We start from the raw sequence: 18,908 nt of genomic DNA, 5'->3' as shown, positions 1-18,908 counted from the left end.
AGTAATTCCTATTTTTTAGGGGAGTTATCATCCCAATCAGGAAACAGTCGTTTGCTTCCGATCAGTTTCCAACTTTTATCCAGGGCCCCAAGGACCAGATTTTTCTCCCTCAGGATACATTCAAGATATTGGCAATTTCTAGATGCCTCGGAGATAACAGGACGAGGTGGGATATCCTTCTTCCCCCATCTTTCCTGAAGGACGATCAGAAAGACCAAGCCTACAGTATAGATAAGTAAGAATGCTGTTTTAAAAAGTTTATCCAAGATTTTCCCCTAGGGATTCGTACAACATAGGTTCCGATTTAAGTCTTTTTCCAAGTAGAGGTTTTAAGGCCCGGTTGCTTAAGCTATCCGCCTCCTTCAGGAGTTCAAGGGAAATCTTTTTGTCTTTCAGGTCCCTGTATCTCAATGCAAGGCAATCTTGGACGAATAATACGAGTCCATACTTGTCCGGTTTAGGATTTCCACAATCCCCGCAGACTATTTCGAAATGAGTTTCATCCAAAGTGCAGGATTGGATCTCCGAAAGATTTTTTCCGCAGCTTGCACATTCCATTTCCTTGGATAAAAACCCACCCACATATAATAACTTCAGTTTAAAAAAAGGTAAGAACACAGGTTTGTAACCGTCTTCGTCCAATTCTTTTAAGGCGCCCAGAAGAAGTTTATATTCCATCGGATGAGAACCACCTTCCGTCAAAAAGGAAGAAACAAGTTCCACCAGATACGAAACTAAAACTGTTCCTGAATATCCTGTCTTCGCCTTGTCGAATCTTCTGATCAATCCGATCTCTTTTACGTTAAACGTTTCTCTTCCTTGCGTAAAATAATAATCTAATACGGTAAGAGATCCGGGTTCCACTGCGGCTATAGGTCTTGTCTTACTTTTTTTAATCCCTTTTACTCTAAAACTTCCTACTTCTCCTTCTTCCGGTAGAAGTCGTAAAAATGCATCACCTTCGGGAAGAATGCGGCTTTCCATCACGATTCCAGTGGTTTTTTTTAAGGCCCCAGAACCAGATCCAGACATAGATCCTCCTTCTCCTTCATTAGAGCCTCGTCGTCCTCTCCTCGTTCATGATCATAACCGATTAAATGTAAAAAGCCGTGCACGAATAATCTGAAAAATTCATCTTCTTCACTATGGCCGATATTCTTTGCTTGGGCCTTGCATGTGTCCCAAGAGATCACAATCTCACCTAAACTCAAGATAGGTCCGAAATTTTCTTTTTTGTTTGGGGGAAGTTCCCAAGGAGTCAGATCAAAACTTAAAGGAAAGGAAAGAACATCAGTCGCATAATCTTTCCCTCTTCTAACACGATTCAATTCTTGAATCGATTCATCATCAGTCAAAACCAAAGATAGATGAGTATTTACATTAGGAAAAGAGAATGCACTTAAGATTTCCCACCGAGATCCCAGAGCAGTTTCAGATAACCAAACAGGAAGAGATTTCGGATCGAAATCCGAAGAAAACTCGAACAATTCAATGACTCTTAGGGGCGTGTTTCCCCAGAATATTTTTGTTCTTCTCCTCCAAAGCTTTTGTATCCTCAGGCTTAGGATATTTAGGTCTGGAGTGAAGACTAGAAAGAAGAACTTCTTTGAAAGAATATTTTACGACTTCCAGATCTCCTAAGGTAAGTCCACATTCATCCAATTGGTTCTCGGTCAATTTACCGTTCACGATCTTAGTGATGAGTGCATCTAAAGCTTCCGGAGTTACTTCTTCCAAGGATCTACTCGCTGCCTCTAAACTATCTGCAATCATAACGATCGCGGTTTCTTTTCTTTGAGGTTTAGGGCCCGGATATTGGAAGTCGGCTTTTTTCAATTTTTTCTTTTGAGAAGGAGAAAGTTCCGCAAGAGCCTTATGATAGAAGAACGCCATGGTAGAAGTTCCGTGATGTTCCGGGATAAAATCGATGACTTCCCGAGGAAGCCTCGCCTTCTTAGCCATCTCTATTCCATCCAAGACGTGATCGATGACTATTTTAGCTGCCTTCGCTGGATTATTCTTATCGATGTTTTCCTTTTTAGGGATCAAGTGTTGGTTCTCTACGAAAAATCCTGCATTCGGGATCTTACCTATATCGTGGAAATACACACCAACCCTAGTCAAAAGCCAATCTAATTCCAAATTTTGAGCCGCCCTTTCTGACATGGCAGCTACCAAAAAAGTATGAGTATAAGTAGAAGGTGCCTTGGTCAGAAGATCCTGCAGCAATGGATGACCTGTATCTGCAAGTTCCAGCAACTTAAATCTGGTAGGTATATTAAACACATACTCATAGATAGGAAGAAGTAGCTGAGTCAAAGTGGAACATACGAATCCATTCACTAAACATAATAAATACAATCTGAATATATTCGATTCCCAAAGGTCTCTCATATAAGATCCGGATGGAACTGCCACCCAATAATTCCTGGAATCGAATAGATATCCGGAAGAAGAGATCAATATTTGGACCAGGGCCATATAGAACCCTGCCTTGATAAAATCGATCCTCTTTCTCATTTTTCTTCCATAAGTGGCCGCAACAACAGTCATCACGAAAGCTAAAATGAAAGAAGTAGGATTGTATCTAGAAGCGGCAAACACGAAGAAGGACAGGAAAAATCCGATCGCAATCGACAATTGTTCATCGTAGATCATGGACAGGATCAGACAAACCATTCCGGTCGGGATCACAAGTGCAAAGTAAAATACGGAATCGTAACTATTCTCAAAACTGAAGAATGCCTTAGATGCAAGATAAGCCCATAATACCAGGGACCAGATCAAAGTGAATACAATCACGTTACTCGATACGTCATTCAATCGTTTTGGATTATACTTCTTTAAAAACGCATAAACTATAATTACAAAAATGGATTGGATCAGAAGAATAGATATAATGGATGCGATATTGGCACGAGTGGCATATCTATTTACTATTAGCAATTTCTGATAGATATCGGGAGTGATGATCTCTCCCGCTTTTACAATGGTTTCTCCCGCATTGATCCTGCTACTAACAGGCTCCGTCCTATCCATGACGGCTTGTTTTTGATTTTTGGTTTCTTCTACGTTGTAAGTACAAGCCGGGTTAGAATATACGTAAGTGAGTGCAAGTTTTTGGATCACAGAAAGAAGCTGAGGATCTGTGGCCTGTAATTTCTCCGCAGCCAAACGATTCAAAGAATCTATTGTAGCGCTATCCCTATATAGATACATACGAGGGATCACAAGTGTTCCCTCTACGGAGGAGATCTGCTCCTTATTTCCGCTAGCACCTGAATTACGAACTCTTGCTTCCGCAGAACGGATCGCGGAATAATCTCCAGGCTGGTCTCTCAAAATACAAAAATTAGAAAAAACTAAATTACTATATTGTTGGACCAAATCCCTGACCCTGGACTTACCTGGAGTCTTAAGTAGTAGCTCTAACTCTTCTTTGGATCTATTTTTCCATCTTGGAACTGCAGTCAGCAATTCTGCAGAAGTTTTCACCTCACCGGTAGGTTTAGGCTCTCTATACTTCTCCATATCCTCTTGGATAGCGGGGCGAATTACATCTATTAGAACTCTATAATCTCTATCAAAAAAATTAGGGGCTGATTGAAAGGCCTTCAGTCTTTTGGCCTTCGTTTTTTCTTCGTCTTCGTAAACTATATCTTTAGTGGAGACAACTTTATCCAAAGCATTTTTGCCTTCCGAATAAGGACCGTCTTGAGAAAGATTAATTTTGTCCTGACCGAAAAATGGGATCGCAAGCATCCAAGTCACGATAATCAAAGTGATCGCCGTGAGGATTACCTGGAATTTTCTCACGAAAGAAATCGGACGGATCTTGGTCAAAGTATCCGTTATCCAAGCCATCCCTCTTTCTAATAGTGATCCCAAAGGAAACATTACAATTCCTCGAACTTCCTCACGATGGTTTCCACCAGAGGGTGTCTTGTGATATCTTCTTTTCCGAAAAACACCTGGCCGATTCCTTCCGTCTGTCTGAATAAGTTTACCACACGATCGAAACCAGATCTACCATGTTCTAAGTCGATTTGGGTCACGTCTCCGGAGATACACATCCTGGAATTTCGGCCCAAACGGGTCATAATCATTTTAAGCTGAGCCAGAGTACAGTTTTGGGCCTCGTCCAAAATGATAAAACTTTTGGAGAGAGTCCTTCCCCTCATGAATGCTACCGGTGCGATCTCTATTTTTGTAAGCGCTATGTATTCTTGGGTTTTTTCGAAACCGATACATTCGTTCAGAGCGTCGTAAACCGGACGAAGATATGGATCCACTTTTTGATTCAAATCTCCGGGTAAAAATCCTAGATTTTCTCCAGCTTCTACCGCAGGTCTTGTTAGAACGATCTTATCCACGATCCCATTTTGCAAAAATCTGCAAGCCATTGCGACCGATAAGAATGTTTTTCCGGTTCCAGCAGGACCGATCCCGAAAGTGATCAGATTATTTAAGAAAGATTGAATATACTTTTCCTGGTTTTTAGTCCTGGAATAAAGATGTTTTCCCTTGTATGTGGTGAGAATTTTTTCATTAGGTTTGAAAGGCTCGTCATCCGACTTACGCTCTTCCTTCTTCTTTTCCCGAGTGGCTTGTTTGAGAAGATAACCGAAATCGAATGAATCCGTAAAATCACGGTCCGGTCTGTCCCTATAATTGGTTTCCAATAATCTGAAAAAATCTAAGGCGAATTCCACCTTTGTAGGAATTCCTTCTACCTGGAAACCGTTCCCTCGAGGGATTAGATCGATCTCCAATTGTTTTTCCAAATTTCTGACACCCGTATCGTTGATCCCGCAGATCTTACGATACAGGTCTTGGTTTTCGAAAGTAAACTGTTCTTTCCTGATACGATTAAACCTTTATCAACCTAAGCTTCAATTCTTGGAGCTGTTTCTCTTCCACTTCAGACGGACATTCGCTCATCAAACAAACACCCTTCTGTGTTTTAGGGAATGCGATCACATCTCGGATGGATTTTCCGCCGGTCATCAGCATCATGATCCGATCTATTCCGAATGCAATCCCTCCATGAGGAGGTGCCCCATATTCCAAGGCCTCCAATAAGAAGCCGAATTTTTCTTTAGCTTCCTCAGGTCCGATCCCCAAAGTGGAGAAAACTCGAGTCTGCACATCTTTGGAATGGATACGAATGGAACCTCCACCGATCTCCACACCATTTAGCACCAGATCGTAAGCTTTTGCGAGTGCATTTCCCGCTTCTTTTTGGAGTCTTTCCTCGGAAGAAAAAATTTCCAAACTGGAATCTCCAGGAGAAGTGAACGGGTGGTGCAAGGAATCCCAACGTTTGCTGTCCTTATTCCACTCGAACATAGGAAAGTCCACGATCCAGGAAATATGAAAGCTTCCTTCTGCAGGTTTGTCAAATCTTTCCGAAAGTTTCAGACGTAGAGCGCCTAGGGAATGATTTACGATTTCTCTTTCATCCGCTCCGAAAAAGACCATGTCTCCTTCTTTTGAGCCGACCATACTTGCGATTTTAGAAAGAGCTTCCGGAGTGAATCGTTTTGTAATAGTGGATTCTAATCCTTCTGCCCCGTGTTTCATGTAAGCAAGGCCTTTTGCTTTATAATCTCGGTTCAACCAAGCAGTCAGATCTTCTATCTCTTTTCTGGAAATTATAGAACCGCCAGGAACACAGACTGCTTTTACTACTCCGCCGTTTGCAACTGCACCTGCAAATACCTGGAAATCCGAATCTTTTACGATCTCCGAAACATCTACCAATTTCATTCCGAAACGAAGGTCAGGTTTATCGGAACCGTATTCTTCCATGGCTTGTTTATAAGGCATTCTAGAGAATGGGCCCTTGAAATCCAGACTGAATACATCCTTCATCACTTTGGAGAATAGACCTTCAATCTCGGAAAGGATCTCTTCTTGAGAAACAAAGGAGAATTCCATATCCAACTGAGTGAACTCAGGCTGTCTGTCAGCTCTTAGGTCCTCATCTCTGAAACATTTTACGATCTGGAAATATCTCTCCATTCCCCCAACCATCAGGATCTGTTTAAAGATCTGAGGAGACTGAGGAAGAGCATAGAATGAGTTCGGGTTTAAGCGAGAAGGTACCAAAAAGTCGCGTGCTCCTTCCGGAGTGGACTTGTTCAGGATCGGAGTTTCAATCTCTACGAACTTACGAGAATTTAGATAATTACGAATTGCGAATACGAACTCATGACGTTTTATCATTCTGTTCTTAAGTTCGTCTCTTCTGAAATCCAGATATCTGTATTTGAGTCTGTTCTCTTCGGAAATCTCTTCGAACTCATCCAAGGAGAAAGGAGGAGTTTTTGCCGAGTTCAGAATAATCAATTGGTCTACAACAAGCTCAATCGTCCCGGTTTTCATTTTGGGATTAATACTTTCCGCATCCCGTTTTTTAAGTTTCCCTTGGACTGCAATCACGTACTCGGAGCGGATCTTCTCTGCAGAAACAAAGTTCTCTCCCAGGATTTCTTTACGTAATACTACTTGAAGTATCCCTGTTCTATCACGGAGATCCACAAAGATGACCCCGCCTTGGTCCCGGAATCGGAAAGACCAACCGAATAAAGTGAGAGTTTTTCCCTCTTGGGCGTCAGTTACTTCTCCCGCCCAGGCTCTTGATTTATAACCTTCTAAAATCCAATCTTCCAAAGAAATTCCAGTTCCTTATTTATTATATGAGTGCATGCCCAGTTCGGTTAACACCTGGATAAGGCTACCGTTCTGCAAAATTCGATCTTTCCGAATCTACACGTTATCAAATCTGGAAAGTTCAGGTCGGAAGGCAAGTGGAAAAGAACCTGTTGGTCCGGACCTGTTTTTGGCGATGATGATCTCCGCCATTCCCTTCATTCTGGGATCTTCCTCTTCGTCCTTTCCCTTCTCTCCACGATAGATGAATGTAACAATATCCGCATCCTGCTCGATCGCACCCGACTCTCTTAAGTCCGCAAGTTGAGGTCTTTGGTCCTTGGATCTTTGCTCAATGGAACGGTTCATCTGAGAAAGTGCGATGACGGGACATCTTGCTTCTTTGGCCATCTGTTTAAGAGCTCTGGAAATCGAGGAAACCTCTTGTTGTCTTCCCCCGTCCCTATTTTTGGGATCGTTCATGAGCTGTAGATAGTCCACAATGATGAGTCCAAGAGTTTCGTTGGTGAGAAGTTTACGGACCCTTCCCTTAAAATCGTCTACGCTTAGTGCACCGGAGTCATCAATATAAATAGGAGAAGAAGTTACCTTAATGATTGCATCAATCAACTTGGGAGCATCCGATTTGGTAACTTCGGAACGTTTTAATTTGTTCGATTCTACCTGAGCATAAGAGCATACAAGTTTGAGTAGAAGTTCCATTCTACTCATCTCTAAAGAGAAAATTACCACAGGTCGATTATGGATCAGCGCCACGTTGGATGCAATATTCAAAGCCAAGGTAGTCTTACCGTTACCGGGTCTCGCGGCCAAGACCATCATCTCGTATTCTTTCAAACCGGAAGTCATCTCATCAAACTGAGTAAAATTAGTTCTGAGACCTTTGATCTGACCTCTACTCTCCATGATCTCTTTGATATATTCGGAGAGCGCCGCCTTATCCCCGGAAACAGGAAGAAGTCCTTTTACATCCGCAGATCTAGAAACATCGGTAAGACTTTGTTCAATTTGATTGAATACAGATTCGTTTTCGCCCGGTTCTTTCTGGATCAACTCCAGGGCGTTCATTAATAATTTCGAATATTTTCTTCTTTCGGAAAGACGTTTGATCCTTTCCGCATAATAACCCAGTGGATGGGAAACTACAGAATCCTTATAAAGAGAATAAATATATTCATATTCTCTTTCGGGATCTTTGAGTAGGGAGTTTTCTTTTAAGAAGTTTAGGACGGAAACCGGATCTACAGCGATCCTTTTGTCCACAAGGTCCAGAATCGCCTTGTAAATTCTTCTGTTTGTATCTTGGTAAAAATCCTCGGGAACGAGGGGGATATCGATTAGATTATCCGCTCCTTTAAGAAGAAGAAATCCGAGAAAAGACTTCTCGGATTCCAGTTCGAACAAGGAGTCGGATTGCATTCTTGTTCCGGCTTACGCTTCGGTAGAAACGACTTCCTCTTTCTTCACATGAACTGTGATAGTCGGGAGGATACCTTCTGCAAGACGCACTTTTAATTTAAAGGAACCTAGGTTACGGATAGGCTCTGGGAATTCGATTTTACGTTTGTCTACTTCGAATCCTGCGGTTTTCAACAAAGCTGCTACATCAGCAGGAGTTACCGCTCCAAAAAGTTTATCCCCGCCTCCGGTCTTAACGGAAATTTCGAATTCTTTTCCGTTTAGTCCACTCGATACGGATTCCATATCTTTCTTGCGTTTTTCTTTTTTAAGATCTGCAAGTTTCTTTTGGTGAAGAGCCATTTTGGTCTTACCTTCGGAAGCTCTTACAGCGAGTCTTTGAGGGAAAAGAAAATTACGAGCGAAACCGTCCGCAACTTCCCTTACATCTCCCGCGTCTCCTAAGTTAGAAACATCTTTTTGTAATATTACTCTCATTAGTTTCTCCTTAGTTTACTTTGAACGGTAGAAGACCGATGCTGCGCGCTTTGCGGATCTCTCTAGCGAGTATTCTTTGATACTTTGCAGAAGTTCCGGTAATTCTTCTTGGAATGATCTTACCACGGTTAGTGATAAATCTTTCCAAAAGTTCGGTATTCTTATAATTAATTTGTTTAGCAAGTTCAGGGTCTGCGGTAAAACGGCAAACTTTCTTCTTATACTTGTTTTGTTTTTTAGGGGGGCGTCCTCCATCTTGATCTAAAGGCATGCCCTCAGCAGTCATTTCCTGCTTTGTTTCTTCTTGTACTTCGTTATCTGACATGAGTTTTGTCCTCGTTAAAAAGGTATATCGTCGTCCATTGCAGAACTTCCCATATCATCTTGAGCAGATGAATAAGAAGAAGATCCGCTATTTGCGGAAGAGCCGTACTCTCCGCTTCCATTCTCCCTTGCACCGCCTATCATCTGGAAATTTTCCACAACGATACGAATGCGGGAGGCCTTCTTGCCTTCCATGGTTTCCCAGGTGTCCTGCTTAAGGCGTCCCTCGATCACGAGTTGTTTGCCTTTCTTGCAGTATTGCTGGATGATATCCGCGCCTTTTCCCCAAGCCTCGCAGTCGAAAAAATGAGTTTCCTCTTTTTTCTCTCCGCCGGTTACATAAGTGCGACCGTTAGCTAAGGAAAAATTCACAAGAGAAGTCCCGTTTACGGTTTTAAATTCCGGATCACGGGTCAGGCGCCCAACAAGGGTCACCCGATTGATATCGTTAGCCATTGAGGCGGACGATCATAGAGCGAAGTAAATTTTGGTTCAGACCAAAGTCACGCTCTACCTTTTCTAAGGCGGATTGTTCTGCATTCACTTTGAAGTGTGTGAATATTCCGTAGTCTTGGTGTTGGATTGGATGCCAAAGTTTTTTTTGACCCCAATCTTCTTCTGCGGTAACGTTGATGGAATGCTTTTTGAAGATCTCTAGGACTTCAGTTTTAGCTACTTCCTTCGCGGTTGAACGCGTGATTGTAGTAATCTCGTAGTTTCTCAAAAGTTTCTCCTATGGGAAAATGCCCGTCTGCGCAAATGCGGCGAGCAGAAGAACCGAATTTTGTCCTATTTTCGGCTTTAGGGGCAAGGGGTCAAGTGGAATAGATTTGGGCGTCTTAGCTCTCAAAAAGGTGCTAAGGCGTAATTAGAATCAATATTCCGCCAACCTTTCCTATTTCTAATTTTCATTATCCGAGTCCATCCTCTAACTCTCCAAACAATGCAACGGAATGTCTTTTCTGTCCCTACAGCGTATATTTCATGAATTTTGCTTGCGATTTCATGAAATCAGACCACCATTTTCTGGAAGGTTCAGAATATGGCAAACTTACAAGTCAGGGACATAGACGACAGACTCTATGAAGCATTAAAAAGGAGGGCCGAAATGGAACACAGATCCGTAAGCCAAGCAGTAGTTCTTCTGATCGAAAACTATCTAGCACATGACAATAAAGAATCCGAACGTAAGACCTTAGGTTTTTTAGAATTATCAGGCTCTTGGGTAGATGACAGAAGTCCTGATAAAATCGTAAAGGACATACGCTCCTCTCGAACCAAGAACACATTAGGGAAAGATGCAGATGAGCTATTTGATTGATACTGATATCATCATCTATAGCTTAAAGGAAGATCCGATTGTTCGGCAAAATTTTTTGGATCGTAAGAACTCCATCAAATCGGTTTCCGTAATCACTTACGGAGAATTGGTCTTTGGAGCCCAGAAATCTACCTACAAGGAAAGAAATCTGGCGACGGTTCGAAGAATTGCCGAACTTTTTCCGGTGATAGAATTGACCGAAGGAATTATGGAAACCTACGGGGAACTCAAAGCTGCTCAACAGAAAAAAGGGAGTATAGTCGAGGACTTTGATCTACTTATAGAATCCACTGCCCTGTATTTGAATTATACCTTAGTCACGAATAACGAAAGGCATTTCCAGAAAATTCCGGGATTGAGAATAGAAAATTGGGCTTACGTAGCTTAATCCAGTTCCACCCAGGCCCTGTCCCCATCGATCCGAATCTTAGTACCCAAGTCTTGGGAAAGGACTGCAATTTCTTTTAAAAAATTCTCGGCTTCCTTTCCTTCAAGAGGCCTGACCAAATGATCTTCGTTTTGGAACTTTCCAAAAATAGGCACAAGCTCTATATTGATCAATTTGTTTTTCTTAATATGAAGTATTACGATTAAGTTATGGTTTAAATAGGCGTTCCTACTTCCGAAAATCAAATTTCCCAAAGAATAAAATATGATCGTGTTTCCTATCTTCTCGATACCTTGAGGAATATGAGGATGATGCCCTACTATAATATCCAATCCCCCATCGGCCAAAGTTTTTGCGATCTTTCTCTGTTCGATAGTTGGAAAAGGAGAATATTCCACTCCCCAATGGATTGAAAGTATCCTAAATTGTTTTCCGGGAGAAACTAATTTAGATTTTTTATCTCGTTTAGAAGTTTTAGATGAATTCAGTTGGAATTTTTCTATTTGGATTTTTTTTAAGATCAGTTCAGGATCCAAAGGCATAACACCTGGAGTCTGCCCTGCGTAATGAGATCTACCTTCCGCTACATTAGTGGCAGAATAAATCCTAAGATTGGTGTCTTTCCCTTCCCAGATCCAAGGGCGAAAAGCGAACTCTAAATTTTTTCCCGCACCTATAGAAGCGATCTTTCTATTTCCTAAAAATTTGAAAGTTTCTTCCAATCCTTCCGGACCATGATCCATCGCGTGATTATTGCCTAAAGAAACAAGATCCACTCCTAGGAAGCTCATAGTTTCTAGATCGGATTCTTTTGCTTGGAAGACGTAAGCCTTACCATGATCCCAACTTTTTTCGGATACGACAGGAGTTTCTAAATTTAGAACTCTTAGGTCCGCAGTTTCAAAAACGGATTTAAGACCTTTAACTGGGGCTAATTCTCCTTTGGACTTGATCGTATCCCGGATCCCCCAATTAAACATGACGTCTCCACCCAATAGTATTTTTACTACTTCGGGATCTTCTTCTTTTCCAAATAATTTTTCTATTTGGGTTTCGATCTTATCTACTATACTAGTTTGCGATTCAGGAGGTTTTTCGGAACCGGAAGAATTTTCAGGAACTCCAGCGCAGGCAAACAAGAATAAAAACGGAAAATAGAAAAAGATCCGAATCGAGGAAATGAAGTGTTTTCGGAAAAACAACATGTTTCGGGACAGTTTTAGTCCTCGATTCATTTTCGGAAATAAAATACTGAAAAAAGAAAAACACTTAAGGGGATTCTTTTGAAATGAATAAGCTATTGATACCGTTTACAGGATCCATTATATTTAAAAGACAGGAAGTATAACCGACTACAAAAAATGAATCATTCAATCCAAGGACTACATCTTGGGCTCGGACCTCACATTTTGTGGCCTCTTCCATATATTTCAAATTTGACCAAACTAAATTCCCATCCGTGTCGAATTTTGCTGCGAAAGCATTATTTATTGAATTGGTGAAGAGTATTTTTACCGCAGAAATCGTTCCGGCAATATATGAGTTTCCATTTGGGTCTACAGTAATTCCGAAACCTTGGGTTTCCGCCCTGAAAAAACTAGAATAGTCAGGATTTCCGATAAGTCTGGTCCATAGTTTGTTCCCATCCTTATCGTATTTTACTATAAAAGTATCAGTAGTTCCGATCGGAGTTTGACCATCCAGTTCACCGGATGTACTACCTACTATATAAATATTTTTGCCCGGATCTAAGCTTATATCATTCGCAATTGAAATTTGATCAGGAACGCCTAATAAGCGGACCCAAAGTTTGTGCCCATCCGAATCATATTTAATTAGAAGCGCATCCTCTATCCCAATTTGGGTTTGATCATCGAAACCACCTTGGGCTGCTCCGACAAAATAGATCTCTCCATTCGAATCGATTGTTAGATCGCCGGCAATCGATTCAATATTATCCGGTCCGGTATTGCGTGCTGTTCTCGCCCATATCTGGTTTCCGTCCGGATCGTATTTAACCATAAATAAACCGTTATGTTCGGCCGTGTTCTTTTCGCCAAAGAAGGTACCTGCGTTCGTAGTTCCTGTTACATAAATATTTCCGAATTGATCCGAAGACACTCCTCTTCCTGCAGAAGTACCCTCGTGAAAATCAGTGTTACTCCCCCCACCGATCATTCTGGTCCATTTTTTATTCCCATCTTTATCATATTTTGATAAATAAGCATCTTGGTATCCGATTTTATTCTGCCCATCTAATATCTCTACGACTGTCATTCCTGTACTTAAAATGTTCCCATCTTTGTCGGACTTGATAGCAAGACCGTAAGTACTTCCCTTAGAGAAATCTTTAGGACCTCCACCCAAATGCCTGGTCCAAAGTCTTGTGCCTTCTTCATCATATTTAGTAATATAAGAATCCAACTTGCCAAGCATAGGTTGGCCGCCCAAATTCCCTTCCGTAAATCCGGTAACGATTATATTTCCGTCGGGATCTACACTTGCTCCGGATGCAAAAGTTAAAGTTCCAAAAACTCCTAAAAATTTTGGCCAGGGTTTTGTAGGCTCGGAAGGAATATTATTCTCTGTGGATCCCCCGAAGAGCAAAGCCAGTTCCGCAGGAATGGACTGTCCGGGAGATGAACAAGAAACGGTGTTTAAAACTATAAACAGGATAGAAATAGAATATCTTCTTACGGCAAAGCTCATGCCTTAAGTAACATTCTTTACATCTAAATTTCGAATCCTTTTCACCTAACGTAGGATAGATTCATTCCCCGTTTTTTATCATCCATTCCAAATTCGAAGCATTTAGCGGATGAATTTTAGGAATCTATTATTTAAAAATTAGAAATCCGAAAAGAACAAGAACTAGTCCCAAAAACCCGATCCTTACGCCTACTTTGGCCATATCCTTGATTTCAAAACCTCCCACGGCATAAGCCACTGCATTTGGAGGAGTAGAAACAGGTAAGGACATTGCTAAAGAGGCGCCTAACGCAGATCCTAAAACCAATTGGATCGCATATGATTCATTTCCCGGAAGCAAAAGTGTAGCGACAGGAAGTGCCAAAGGAACCAGAAGATTTGCAGTAGCAGTATTGGATAAGAATGTGGAAAGGAAAAGCCCAATCGAGAAGAAGATCCCAAGTACCCAAAGGCTTTCTCCTGGACCTGCTTGTTTACCGATCAATTCTCCGAACCAGGCCCCTGCCCCACTTTTTTCTATTCCGGTCCCGAGAGCGATCCCTCCTGCAACTAAGATCAGAACATCCCATTCCAAAGAACGTAAATCATTGGATTCTAATATTCCGAAAGCAGTAAAAAGAAGAAGCGGAAATAAAGCCACAACTCCCGCTGGAATCCCATGAAATGATTCGCTCAACCATAGAAGTACAGTAGCTAAAAATCCGAATAAAACAAATCTGAGTTTTTTTTCGGAACCTTCCTCTGAGATAGTTTCATAACGAAGAGAAAGAGTTAAACCCTCACTTGCGGGAAATGCGCGAAAAAGCCAAAACCATGCCGCAAAAAGTAGAATGATCAAAAGTGGAACTGCCACAAGCATCCAGGTCCCAAAAGAAATAAAATCACCATATCCTTGGTTTTTCAAATTTGCGAATGCTATTACATTTGGAGGAGAGCCGATCGGAGTTCCAATCCCACCTAAATTTGCAGCAAATGGAATTCCGATCAGAACTGCTTTTCTAAATTTTTCATTCTTGTCCAAAACCATGAGCAATGGAAATACCAAAGCGATCATCAAAGAAGCCGTGGCTGTATTACTCATCCAAAGCGAGATGGTTGCAGTGATACACATGAGCCCAAGTAATACGAATTTAGGAGAAGTTCCGAAATAAGGAAGAACTCGATTCGCCAACCAACGATCCACGCCTACTTTTACACAGGACTTGGCCAATGCAAAACTTCCTAAAAACAATACTACAGCTGAATCAGCAAGTGATGCCAAAAATACAGCAGGAGGAGTCGGTTTCCCGGGACCGGCATATTGTTTTAAGAATTCCCATTTTCCTGGATTAGAAAAAAGAATAATCTCTGAAAATATGATCAGGATAGAAGTAGCATGACCCGGAATAATTTCAAAAATCCATAATCCTGCAGCGATCAGGAATATAAAAAACATTCCTCCCACTGAAGCGGGAACATAACCGTAAAAGGAAAATAATGGAGGAACACTAGCAAGCAGTATGGAAAAAATAAAGCCGACGTATTTTAATTTCATGTATTTCTAAAAACCTAATATTCAATTCGCATCTGTTATTCGAAAATGATAGTTCTGTTCTGAAAGATCATCACCCTATCTTCCAAAAGTAGGCGCAAAGCCTTGGACAATACAACCTTCTCCAAATCTCTTCCGTATAAAACCAAACGTTCCGGAGAATAACCGTGATCCACATGACAAACATCTTGGACTAAGATAGGTCCTTCGTCCAAATTTTCAGTCACGATATGAGCAGTTCCGCCTATGATCTTGACTCCACGCTTATATGCTTGCTCGTAAGGTTTTGCTCCTACGAACGCAGGCAAAAACGAATGATGGATATTTAATATACGATGCTCCCATTTTTTTACGAATTCAGGAGTGAGTATTCTCATATATTTTGCGAGAACGATCCAATCCGGTTGGAGTTCCTTCAGATAAGAATCCAATCGGTTTTCATGTTCTTCTCGTGTCATCCCGTCGCTGGAAATACAATGAAAAGGAAGTTTAAAATCTCGGACCAGATCTCCTAAAATTTCGTGATTGGAAACTACACCCAAAAGTTCCATGGGCAACTCCCCGTATCTCCAACGAAGAAGAATATCTCCCAAACAATGAGGCTCTTTTGTAGCAAGTAAAACTACCTTGGGAAATTTTGGGTTGGATAAAGTAAGCTTAGCATCTTTCGGAAGGATTTTTCCAAGTTCGGAAATGAGACCTTCTTCTTTTGAACTATTCTCAAGAGAATATTCAGTTCTCATAAAGAATACCTTCTCCAATGGTTCCACGAACTCTTGGTTTCCAACTATATTAGCGCCAATATTTGCTAAAAATCCTGTGATCCTGTGGATCAGTCCCGCCTCGTCTTTACAACGAATGAGAAGTACTCGGTTCTTTTTTAGATTGGGTTCGGGGTTCAAAATTTCTCCTTTCTGCTTTGAAAGAATTGCCTAAGAAGTCTAAAATTTCGGCTAATCTTCTTTCTGAACCAGAAAAGGAATATCTTCTTTTTTCCCTCCAAAATCATGCTTTGGGCCAGGATCAGGCGGATCCTAAAGGGAAATAGGCTATTTCCCGCCATTAGCACTCTAATTAAAAAAGTGCTAATTTTTATAAAAAATAGTGGAACCTTTTCTCAATTTTAGCACTCTATATATATAAGTGCTAAATACGCCCAGGAGGCAATAATGAGAAGCCCAAATTTTTTTAGCGAAGTCAGAAGAATTCAAAATAGATTCCATAATTTATTCGATCCAGTCTCGGAAGGTGGACAGGTATATCCTGCCCTAAATGTATATACGGACCAAGATAGGATCACGGTTACTGCAGAAGTTCCCGGCCTTTCCCCGGAAGACCTGGAGATCACAGTGGCTCATAACCTTCTCACAATCTCTGGTGAATGGAAGGAATACACACAAGACAAACCTCGCAGGATAGAAAGAGCCAGAGGCAAATTCCAACGCAGATTAGAGTTACCGGTAGCTATAGATTCGGAAAAGGTAGAAGCGACCGTAAAAGACGGAGTTCTAACCTTAACGCTTCCAATCCTTGAAAGCGAAAAACCAAGAAAGATCCGTATAGAAGCAAAGGCATAAGGAGAAAAAAATGAGCGTATCAGAATTACTAAAAACGGAAGAAAAAGTTGCAACTGAACAAGAGAAGGCTCAGAGGCCAAGAGCGACCTACACTCCTTCTACGGATCTTTACTCTAATGAAGAAGAACATCTTCTTGTTTTGGATCTTCCAGGTGTAAAAGAATCCGATCTTGAAATTTCTTTGGAGAAGGACGAGCTTAGGATCTCTGCGAGAACTAACGTTTCTGAACCGAAAGGAAGTTTAAGATATTCAGAATACGGAACTGGAGATTATAAAAGGACCTTCCTTATATCCGAACCTGTGGAAGAAGATAAAATTTCCGCAGTTCTCAAAAACGGGGTCCTACAACTCAAACTTCCTAGGAAAAAACCTTTGAGCAAAAAGATAGAGGTCAAAACTAACTAATTGTTTTTCAGCAAATCCTTACTTGATAACCGGGCTTCCACCCGGTTTTTTTTTGCCTCCATCCTTCCATTCGGTTTTTCTGGATTTATGAGGACTTTTCTATTACTCACTCTTTCCAATTTATTCATGACCTTTGCCTGGTACGGTCATCTGAAGTTCTTTAAGGACTTCCCCATTTGGAAAACGATCCTGATCTCCTGGGGAATTGCGTTTTTAGAATATTGCCTTATGGTTCCGGCAAATCGGATCGGATACGCAGAAGATGGATTAAGCGGATTCCAGCTTAAGATCTTACAAGAAGTGATTACGATCACCATTTTTGTAGGGTTTGCAATTTTAGTTTTAAAAGAAAAAATGAAATGGAATCACGCAGTTAGCTTCTTCTTGGTGATCCTTGCAGTTGTATTCGCTTTTTATGATAAAGAGTGATTACAGTAACTCTCTAATCTCTTTTGCTAATTCTTCTCCCTTGATTCCCGTAGGATAAGCTCTTAGTATATTTCCAGTTCGATCTACTAAATAGATAAAAAGAGTATGATCCATTCCATATTCTCCATTGCCTTGGGGAATTTGTGTCTTCTGGGAGAATACTCCAAATCCTTTCTGCAATTCCCCGATCTGATCTTTCCCACCGGTTAAGGCCACGAGTTCTTTTCCAGGAAAATGAGAAATATATTTTCTTAATACTTCCGGAGTATCTCTTTCAGGATCGATTGTGATAAACACAGGAGTAATATTTTTAGAATCATCTTTTAAGGATATAAAAGCGTTTTCTATATCATTTAATGCCATCGGGCACATATCAGGACAATGGGAAAATCCGAAATATACTACGAATAAATTTCCGGGCAATTCCGAGGGGCGAACAGTTTTCCCATCCGTATCTTTTAGGATTGTGGTTTTCCATTCCGCCACAGGAGCCTCGGATGCGAATCTGGAAGAAGGTTTCTTCTTCATATAATATCCGACACCGAAACCTACCCCAAGGATCAATAGAGAATAAATTATATTTTTATAATTCGATTTTAAAAAGTTCATACTGCTACGATCCAACCCATTGCCCCTCTGTCAGCCATATGGGTCTGGTGAGGATGGAACATATACCTTCCTCTTTTAGTAAGTGTAAATTCTACGATTGCCCTTTCCGTTTGTCCAAGAGTGATCACATCAGTATGTTCATCAGGCACAAGTTTGGTCCCGGTCCTATACACATCAAATGTTTGGGAATGAAGATGAAAAGAAGCAACAGGATCATGTTCAGTCATATTTGCTATATACAATCTTACTTTTTTACCAACAGGGACTTTGATCGGGAAACGATCATAATATCCAGCGATACCGTTCCAAGCATAGATATCGTTACGACCGGTTTCATTTAGATCCCAACCTGCAAGTATCAACATGAACTCTAATGCAGGAGGTCTTCCTCCTGGAGGATCTACAATAAATCCACCATACAAACCCTTAGACATATGACTCGCTAAAGGAGGAACATGGCAATGGTAAGGATGAAAACCGATTGGACCGGCAGTGATCTTATAAATTCTTTCTGCGCCTGGAGCGATCGGTTCCCAACCATCTTGCCCCGGATCATGAGTTCCATGAAAATGGACAGAATGAGGATGATTGGAATGATTCCTAAAAAGAAGTTCCATCTCCTGGCCAAGTCTTGCGCGTATCACTTTTCCAGGAACAACACCATCAAAGGTCCAAGCATCCACAACTGTGTTATGAGCCACAGTCAACGGCATTTCTATAATATTGACTTCGGAACGAAATTTAGAACCAGGAGGTGCTTGGGGAATTGTGGCATTCAATTCCATCCTAGACAAGAACGCTGCGTCCACGAACATAGGAGGATGGACCATACTTCCGTAGGAATTCCCACCTATTGATCCAGGCAGTCGGATAGAAGGATTCGGAGTAGAAGAAATCTGCCCAGGAACGGAAGATCCTGTCCTACAAAGTGGATCTTCTTTTTTACCCGAGGTAATTCCGGCGATCCCGGTACCCGCTGCGAGTCCGGCACCGCCTATTCCTAACCAACGAAGGAAATCCTTCCGATTCATATTACCTTTCCG

Annotated in this window: 22 protein-coding genes; 5 read left to right on the top strand and 17 right to left on the bottom strand. The window is 41.3% G+C overall.

The genetic code is table 11. The annotated features are described in order from the left end of the window. Window positions 1-8 precede the first annotated feature (8 nt). From EHO58_RS14095 to rpsF, 11 genes are all read right to left on the bottom strand, one after another. Entirely contained in the window at window positions 9-266 is a 258-nt protein-coding gene (locus EHO58_RS14095) for a hypothetical protein (RefSeq protein WP_135626102.1), read from the bottom strand. Continuing rightward, window positions 259-1,032 (bottom strand): DNA repair protein RecO, encoded by a 774-nt coding sequence (gene recO / locus EHO58_RS14090; RefSeq protein ID WP_135626101.1) that lies wholly within the window; start codon window positions 1,030-1,032, stop codon window positions 259-261. The genes EHO58_RS14095 and recO overlap by 8 nt, the downstream gene beginning before the upstream one ends. After that, a complete protein-coding gene (ybeY, locus tag EHO58_RS14085) occupies window positions 1,005-1,406 on the bottom strand; it encodes an rRNA maturation RNase YbeY (protein ID WP_208728823.1) in 402 nt (133 codons plus the stop codon). Before ybeY ends, recO begins: the two co-directional genes overlap by 28 nt. 82 nt (window positions 1,407-1,488) lie before the next feature. Beyond that, a complete protein-coding gene (locus tag EHO58_RS14080; RefSeq protein ID WP_135680347.1) occupies window positions 1,489-3,897 on the bottom strand; it encodes an HD family phosphohydrolase in 2,409 nt (802 codons plus the stop codon). Continuing rightward, entirely contained in the window at window positions 3,897-4,865 is a 969-nt protein-coding gene (locus tag EHO58_RS14075) for a PhoH family protein (protein WP_100723575.1), read from the bottom strand. Before EHO58_RS14075 ends, EHO58_RS14080 begins: the two co-directional genes overlap by 1 nt. A 4-nt stretch (window positions 4,866-4,869) precedes the next feature. Further along, complete coding sequence (gene aspS / locus EHO58_RS14070; RefSeq protein WP_135680346.1) at window positions 4,870-6,675, bottom strand: aspartate--tRNA ligase; 1,806 nt, start codon at window positions 6,673-6,675, stop codon at window positions 4,870-4,872. Window positions 6,676-6,771: 96 nt separating this feature from the next. After that, window positions 6,772-8,094 (bottom strand): replicative DNA helicase, encoded by a 1,323-nt coding sequence (gene dnaB / locus EHO58_RS14065; RefSeq protein ID WP_135626097.1) that lies wholly within the window; start codon window positions 8,092-8,094, stop codon window positions 6,772-6,774. 12 nt (window positions 8,095-8,106) lie between these two features. Then, entirely contained in the window at window positions 8,107-8,571 is a 465-nt protein-coding gene (gene rplI, locus EHO58_RS14060) for a 50S ribosomal protein L9 (protein ID WP_135626096.1), read from the bottom strand. Between the two features lie 10 nt (window positions 8,572-8,581). Continuing rightward, window positions 8,582-8,896, bottom strand: coding sequence for a 30S ribosomal protein S18 (rpsR, locus tag EHO58_RS14055; protein WP_086446611.1), 315 nt, complete (start codon window positions 8,894-8,896; stop codon window positions 8,582-8,584). 14 nt (window positions 8,897-8,910) lie between these two features. After that, window positions 8,911-9,351 carry a single-stranded DNA-binding protein gene (locus EHO58_RS14050; protein ID WP_008592888.1) on the bottom strand — a complete coding sequence of 147 codons (441 nt, stop codon included), beginning with the start codon at window positions 9,349-9,351 and terminating at the stop codon, window positions 8,911-8,913. Further along, window positions 9,344-9,619 (bottom strand): 30S ribosomal protein S6, encoded by a 276-nt coding sequence (gene rpsF, locus EHO58_RS14045; RefSeq protein WP_008592451.1) that lies wholly within the window; start codon window positions 9,617-9,619, stop codon window positions 9,344-9,346. The genes EHO58_RS14050 and rpsF overlap by 8 nt, the downstream gene beginning before the upstream one ends. A gap of 318 nt (window positions 9,620-9,937) precedes the next feature. Between rpsF and EHO58_RS14040 the strand changes: the two genes are divergently transcribed. Together EHO58_RS14040 and EHO58_RS14035 are read left to right on the top strand one after the other, a co-directional pair. Further along, window positions 9,938-10,216: a FitA-like ribbon-helix-helix domain-containing protein gene (locus EHO58_RS14040; RefSeq protein WP_135626095.1), complete on the top strand. Its 279-nt coding sequence runs from the start codon at window positions 9,938-9,940 to the stop codon at window positions 10,214-10,216. Continuing rightward, window positions 10,200-10,604, top strand: a complete 405-nt coding sequence (locus EHO58_RS14035) for a type II toxin-antitoxin system VapC family toxin (RefSeq protein ID WP_135680345.1) — start codon at window positions 10,200-10,202, stop codon at window positions 10,602-10,604. Before EHO58_RS14040 ends, EHO58_RS14035 begins: the two co-directional genes overlap by 17 nt. Here EHO58_RS14035 and EHO58_RS14030 read toward each other — a convergent pair. From EHO58_RS14030 to purU, 4 genes are all read right to left on the bottom strand, one after another. After that, entirely contained in the window at window positions 10,601-11,809 is a 1,209-nt protein-coding gene (locus EHO58_RS14030) for a CapA family protein (protein ID WP_135680485.1), read from the bottom strand. The genes EHO58_RS14035 and EHO58_RS14030 overlap by 4 nt on opposite strands. A 64-nt stretch (window positions 11,810-11,873) precedes the next feature. Further along, a complete protein-coding gene (locus EHO58_RS14025; RefSeq protein WP_135680344.1) occupies window positions 11,874-13,313 on the bottom strand; it encodes an SBBP repeat-containing protein in 1,440 nt (479 codons plus the stop codon). A 127-nt stretch (window positions 13,314-13,440) separates the two neighbouring features. Continuing rightward, complete coding sequence (locus EHO58_RS14020) at window positions 13,441-14,847, bottom strand: SLC13 family permease (RefSeq protein ID WP_135680343.1); 1,407 nt, start codon at window positions 14,845-14,847, stop codon at window positions 13,441-13,443. Window positions 14,848-14,882: 35 nt separating this feature from the next. Beyond that, a complete protein-coding gene (gene purU / locus EHO58_RS14015) occupies window positions 14,883-15,746 on the bottom strand; it encodes a formyltetrahydrofolate deformylase (RefSeq protein WP_135680342.1) in 864 nt (287 codons plus the stop codon). Between the two features lie 267 nt (window positions 15,747-16,013). Here purU and EHO58_RS14010 point away from each other — a divergent pair, with 267 nt between their 5' ends. From EHO58_RS14010 to EHO58_RS14000, 3 genes are all read left to right on the top strand, one after another. Further along, window positions 16,014-16,421 carry an Hsp20/alpha crystallin family protein gene (locus EHO58_RS14010; protein ID WP_135626089.1) on the top strand — a complete coding sequence of 136 codons (408 nt, stop codon included), beginning with the start codon at window positions 16,014-16,016 and terminating at the stop codon, window positions 16,419-16,421. A gap of 10 nt (window positions 16,422-16,431) precedes the next feature. Beyond that, the gene (locus EHO58_RS14005; RefSeq protein WP_135680341.1) at window positions 16,432-16,827 is read left to right on the top strand and encodes an Hsp20/alpha crystallin family protein; all 396 of its coding nucleotides are present in this window, start codon (window positions 16,432-16,434) and stop codon (window positions 16,825-16,827) included. An 87-nt stretch (window positions 16,828-16,914) separates the two neighbouring features. Beyond that, a complete protein-coding gene (locus EHO58_RS14000; protein WP_135626087.1) occupies window positions 16,915-17,256 on the top strand; it encodes a DMT family protein in 342 nt (113 codons plus the stop codon). On the opposite strand, the gene EHO58_RS13995 is transcribed toward EHO58_RS14000, so the two are convergent. Together EHO58_RS13995 and EHO58_RS13990 are read right to left on the bottom strand one after the other, a co-directional pair. After that, a complete protein-coding gene (locus tag EHO58_RS13995; RefSeq protein ID WP_135680340.1) occupies window positions 17,257-17,865 on the bottom strand; it encodes an SCO family protein in 609 nt (202 codons plus the stop codon). Next, window positions 17,862-18,896: a multicopper oxidase domain-containing protein gene (locus EHO58_RS13990; protein WP_135680339.1), complete on the bottom strand. Its 1,035-nt coding sequence runs from the start codon at window positions 18,894-18,896 to the stop codon at window positions 17,862-17,864. The genes EHO58_RS13995 and EHO58_RS13990 overlap by 4 nt, the downstream gene beginning before the upstream one ends. Between the last annotated feature and the right edge of the window lie 12 nt (window positions 18,897-18,908).

The organism is Leptospira selangorensis, from assembly GCF_004769405.1.
GTDB lineage: Bacteria > Spirochaetota > Leptospiria > Leptospirales > Leptospiraceae > Leptospira_B > Leptospira_B selangorensis.
This window is presented reverse-complemented; position numbering and strand designations above follow the sequence as displayed.

Excerpts from the sequence above, each read along its gene's own strand:
- recO (WP_135626101.1), bottom strand. The coding sequence starts at position 1,032 with ATGTCTGGATCTGGTTCTGGGGCCTTAAAAAAAACCACTGGAATCGTG.
- EHO58_RS14080 (WP_135680347.1), bottom strand. The coding sequence starts at position 3,897 with ATGTTTCCTTTGGGATCACTATTAGAAAGAGGGATGGCTTGGATAACG.
- dnaB (WP_135626097.1), bottom strand. The coding sequence starts at position 8,094 with ATGCAATCCGACTCCTTGTTCGAACTGGAATCCGAGAAGTCTTTTCTC.
- rplI (WP_135626096.1), bottom strand. The coding sequence starts at position 8,571 with ATGAGAGTAATATTACAAAAAGATGTTTCTAACTTAGGAGACGCGGGA.
- rpsR (WP_086446611.1), bottom strand. The coding sequence starts at position 8,896 with ATGTCAGATAACGAAGTACAAGAAGAAACAAAGCAGGAAATGACTGCT.
- EHO58_RS14050 (WP_008592888.1), bottom strand. The coding sequence starts at position 9,351 with ATGGCTAACGATATCAATCGGGTGACCCTTGTTGGGCGCCTGACCCGT.
- EHO58_RS14040 (WP_135626095.1), top strand. The coding sequence starts at position 9,938 with ATGGCAAACTTACAAGTCAGGGACATAGACGACAGACTCTATGAAGCA.
- EHO58_RS14035 (WP_135680345.1), top strand. The coding sequence starts at position 10,200 with ATGAGCTATTTGATTGATACTGATATCATCATCTATAGCTTAAAGGAA.
- EHO58_RS14030 (WP_135680485.1), bottom strand. The coding sequence starts at position 11,809 with ATGTTGTTTTTCCGAAAACACTTCATTTCCTCGATTCGGATCTTTTTC.
- EHO58_RS14025 (WP_135680344.1), bottom strand. The coding sequence starts at position 13,313 with ATGAGCTTTGCCGTAAGAAGATATTCTATTTCTATCCTGTTTATAGTT.
- EHO58_RS14020 (WP_135680343.1), bottom strand. The coding sequence starts at position 14,847 with ATGAAATTAAAATACGTCGGCTTTATTTTTTCCATACTGCTTGCTAGT.
- EHO58_RS14010 (WP_135626089.1), top strand. The coding sequence starts at position 16,014 with ATGAGAAGCCCAAATTTTTTTAGCGAAGTCAGAAGAATTCAAAATAGA.
- EHO58_RS14005 (WP_135680341.1), top strand. The coding sequence starts at position 16,432 with ATGAGCGTATCAGAATTACTAAAAACGGAAGAAAAAGTTGCAACTGAA.
- EHO58_RS14000 (WP_135626087.1), top strand. The coding sequence starts at position 16,915 with ATGAGGACTTTTCTATTACTCACTCTTTCCAATTTATTCATGACCTTT.
- EHO58_RS13995 (WP_135680340.1), bottom strand. The coding sequence starts at position 17,865 with ATGAACTTTTTAAAATCGAATTATAAAAATATAATTTATTCTCTATTG.
- EHO58_RS13990 (WP_135680339.1), bottom strand. The coding sequence starts at position 18,896 with ATGAATCGGAAGGATTTCCTTCGTTGGTTAGGAATAGGCGGTGCCGGA.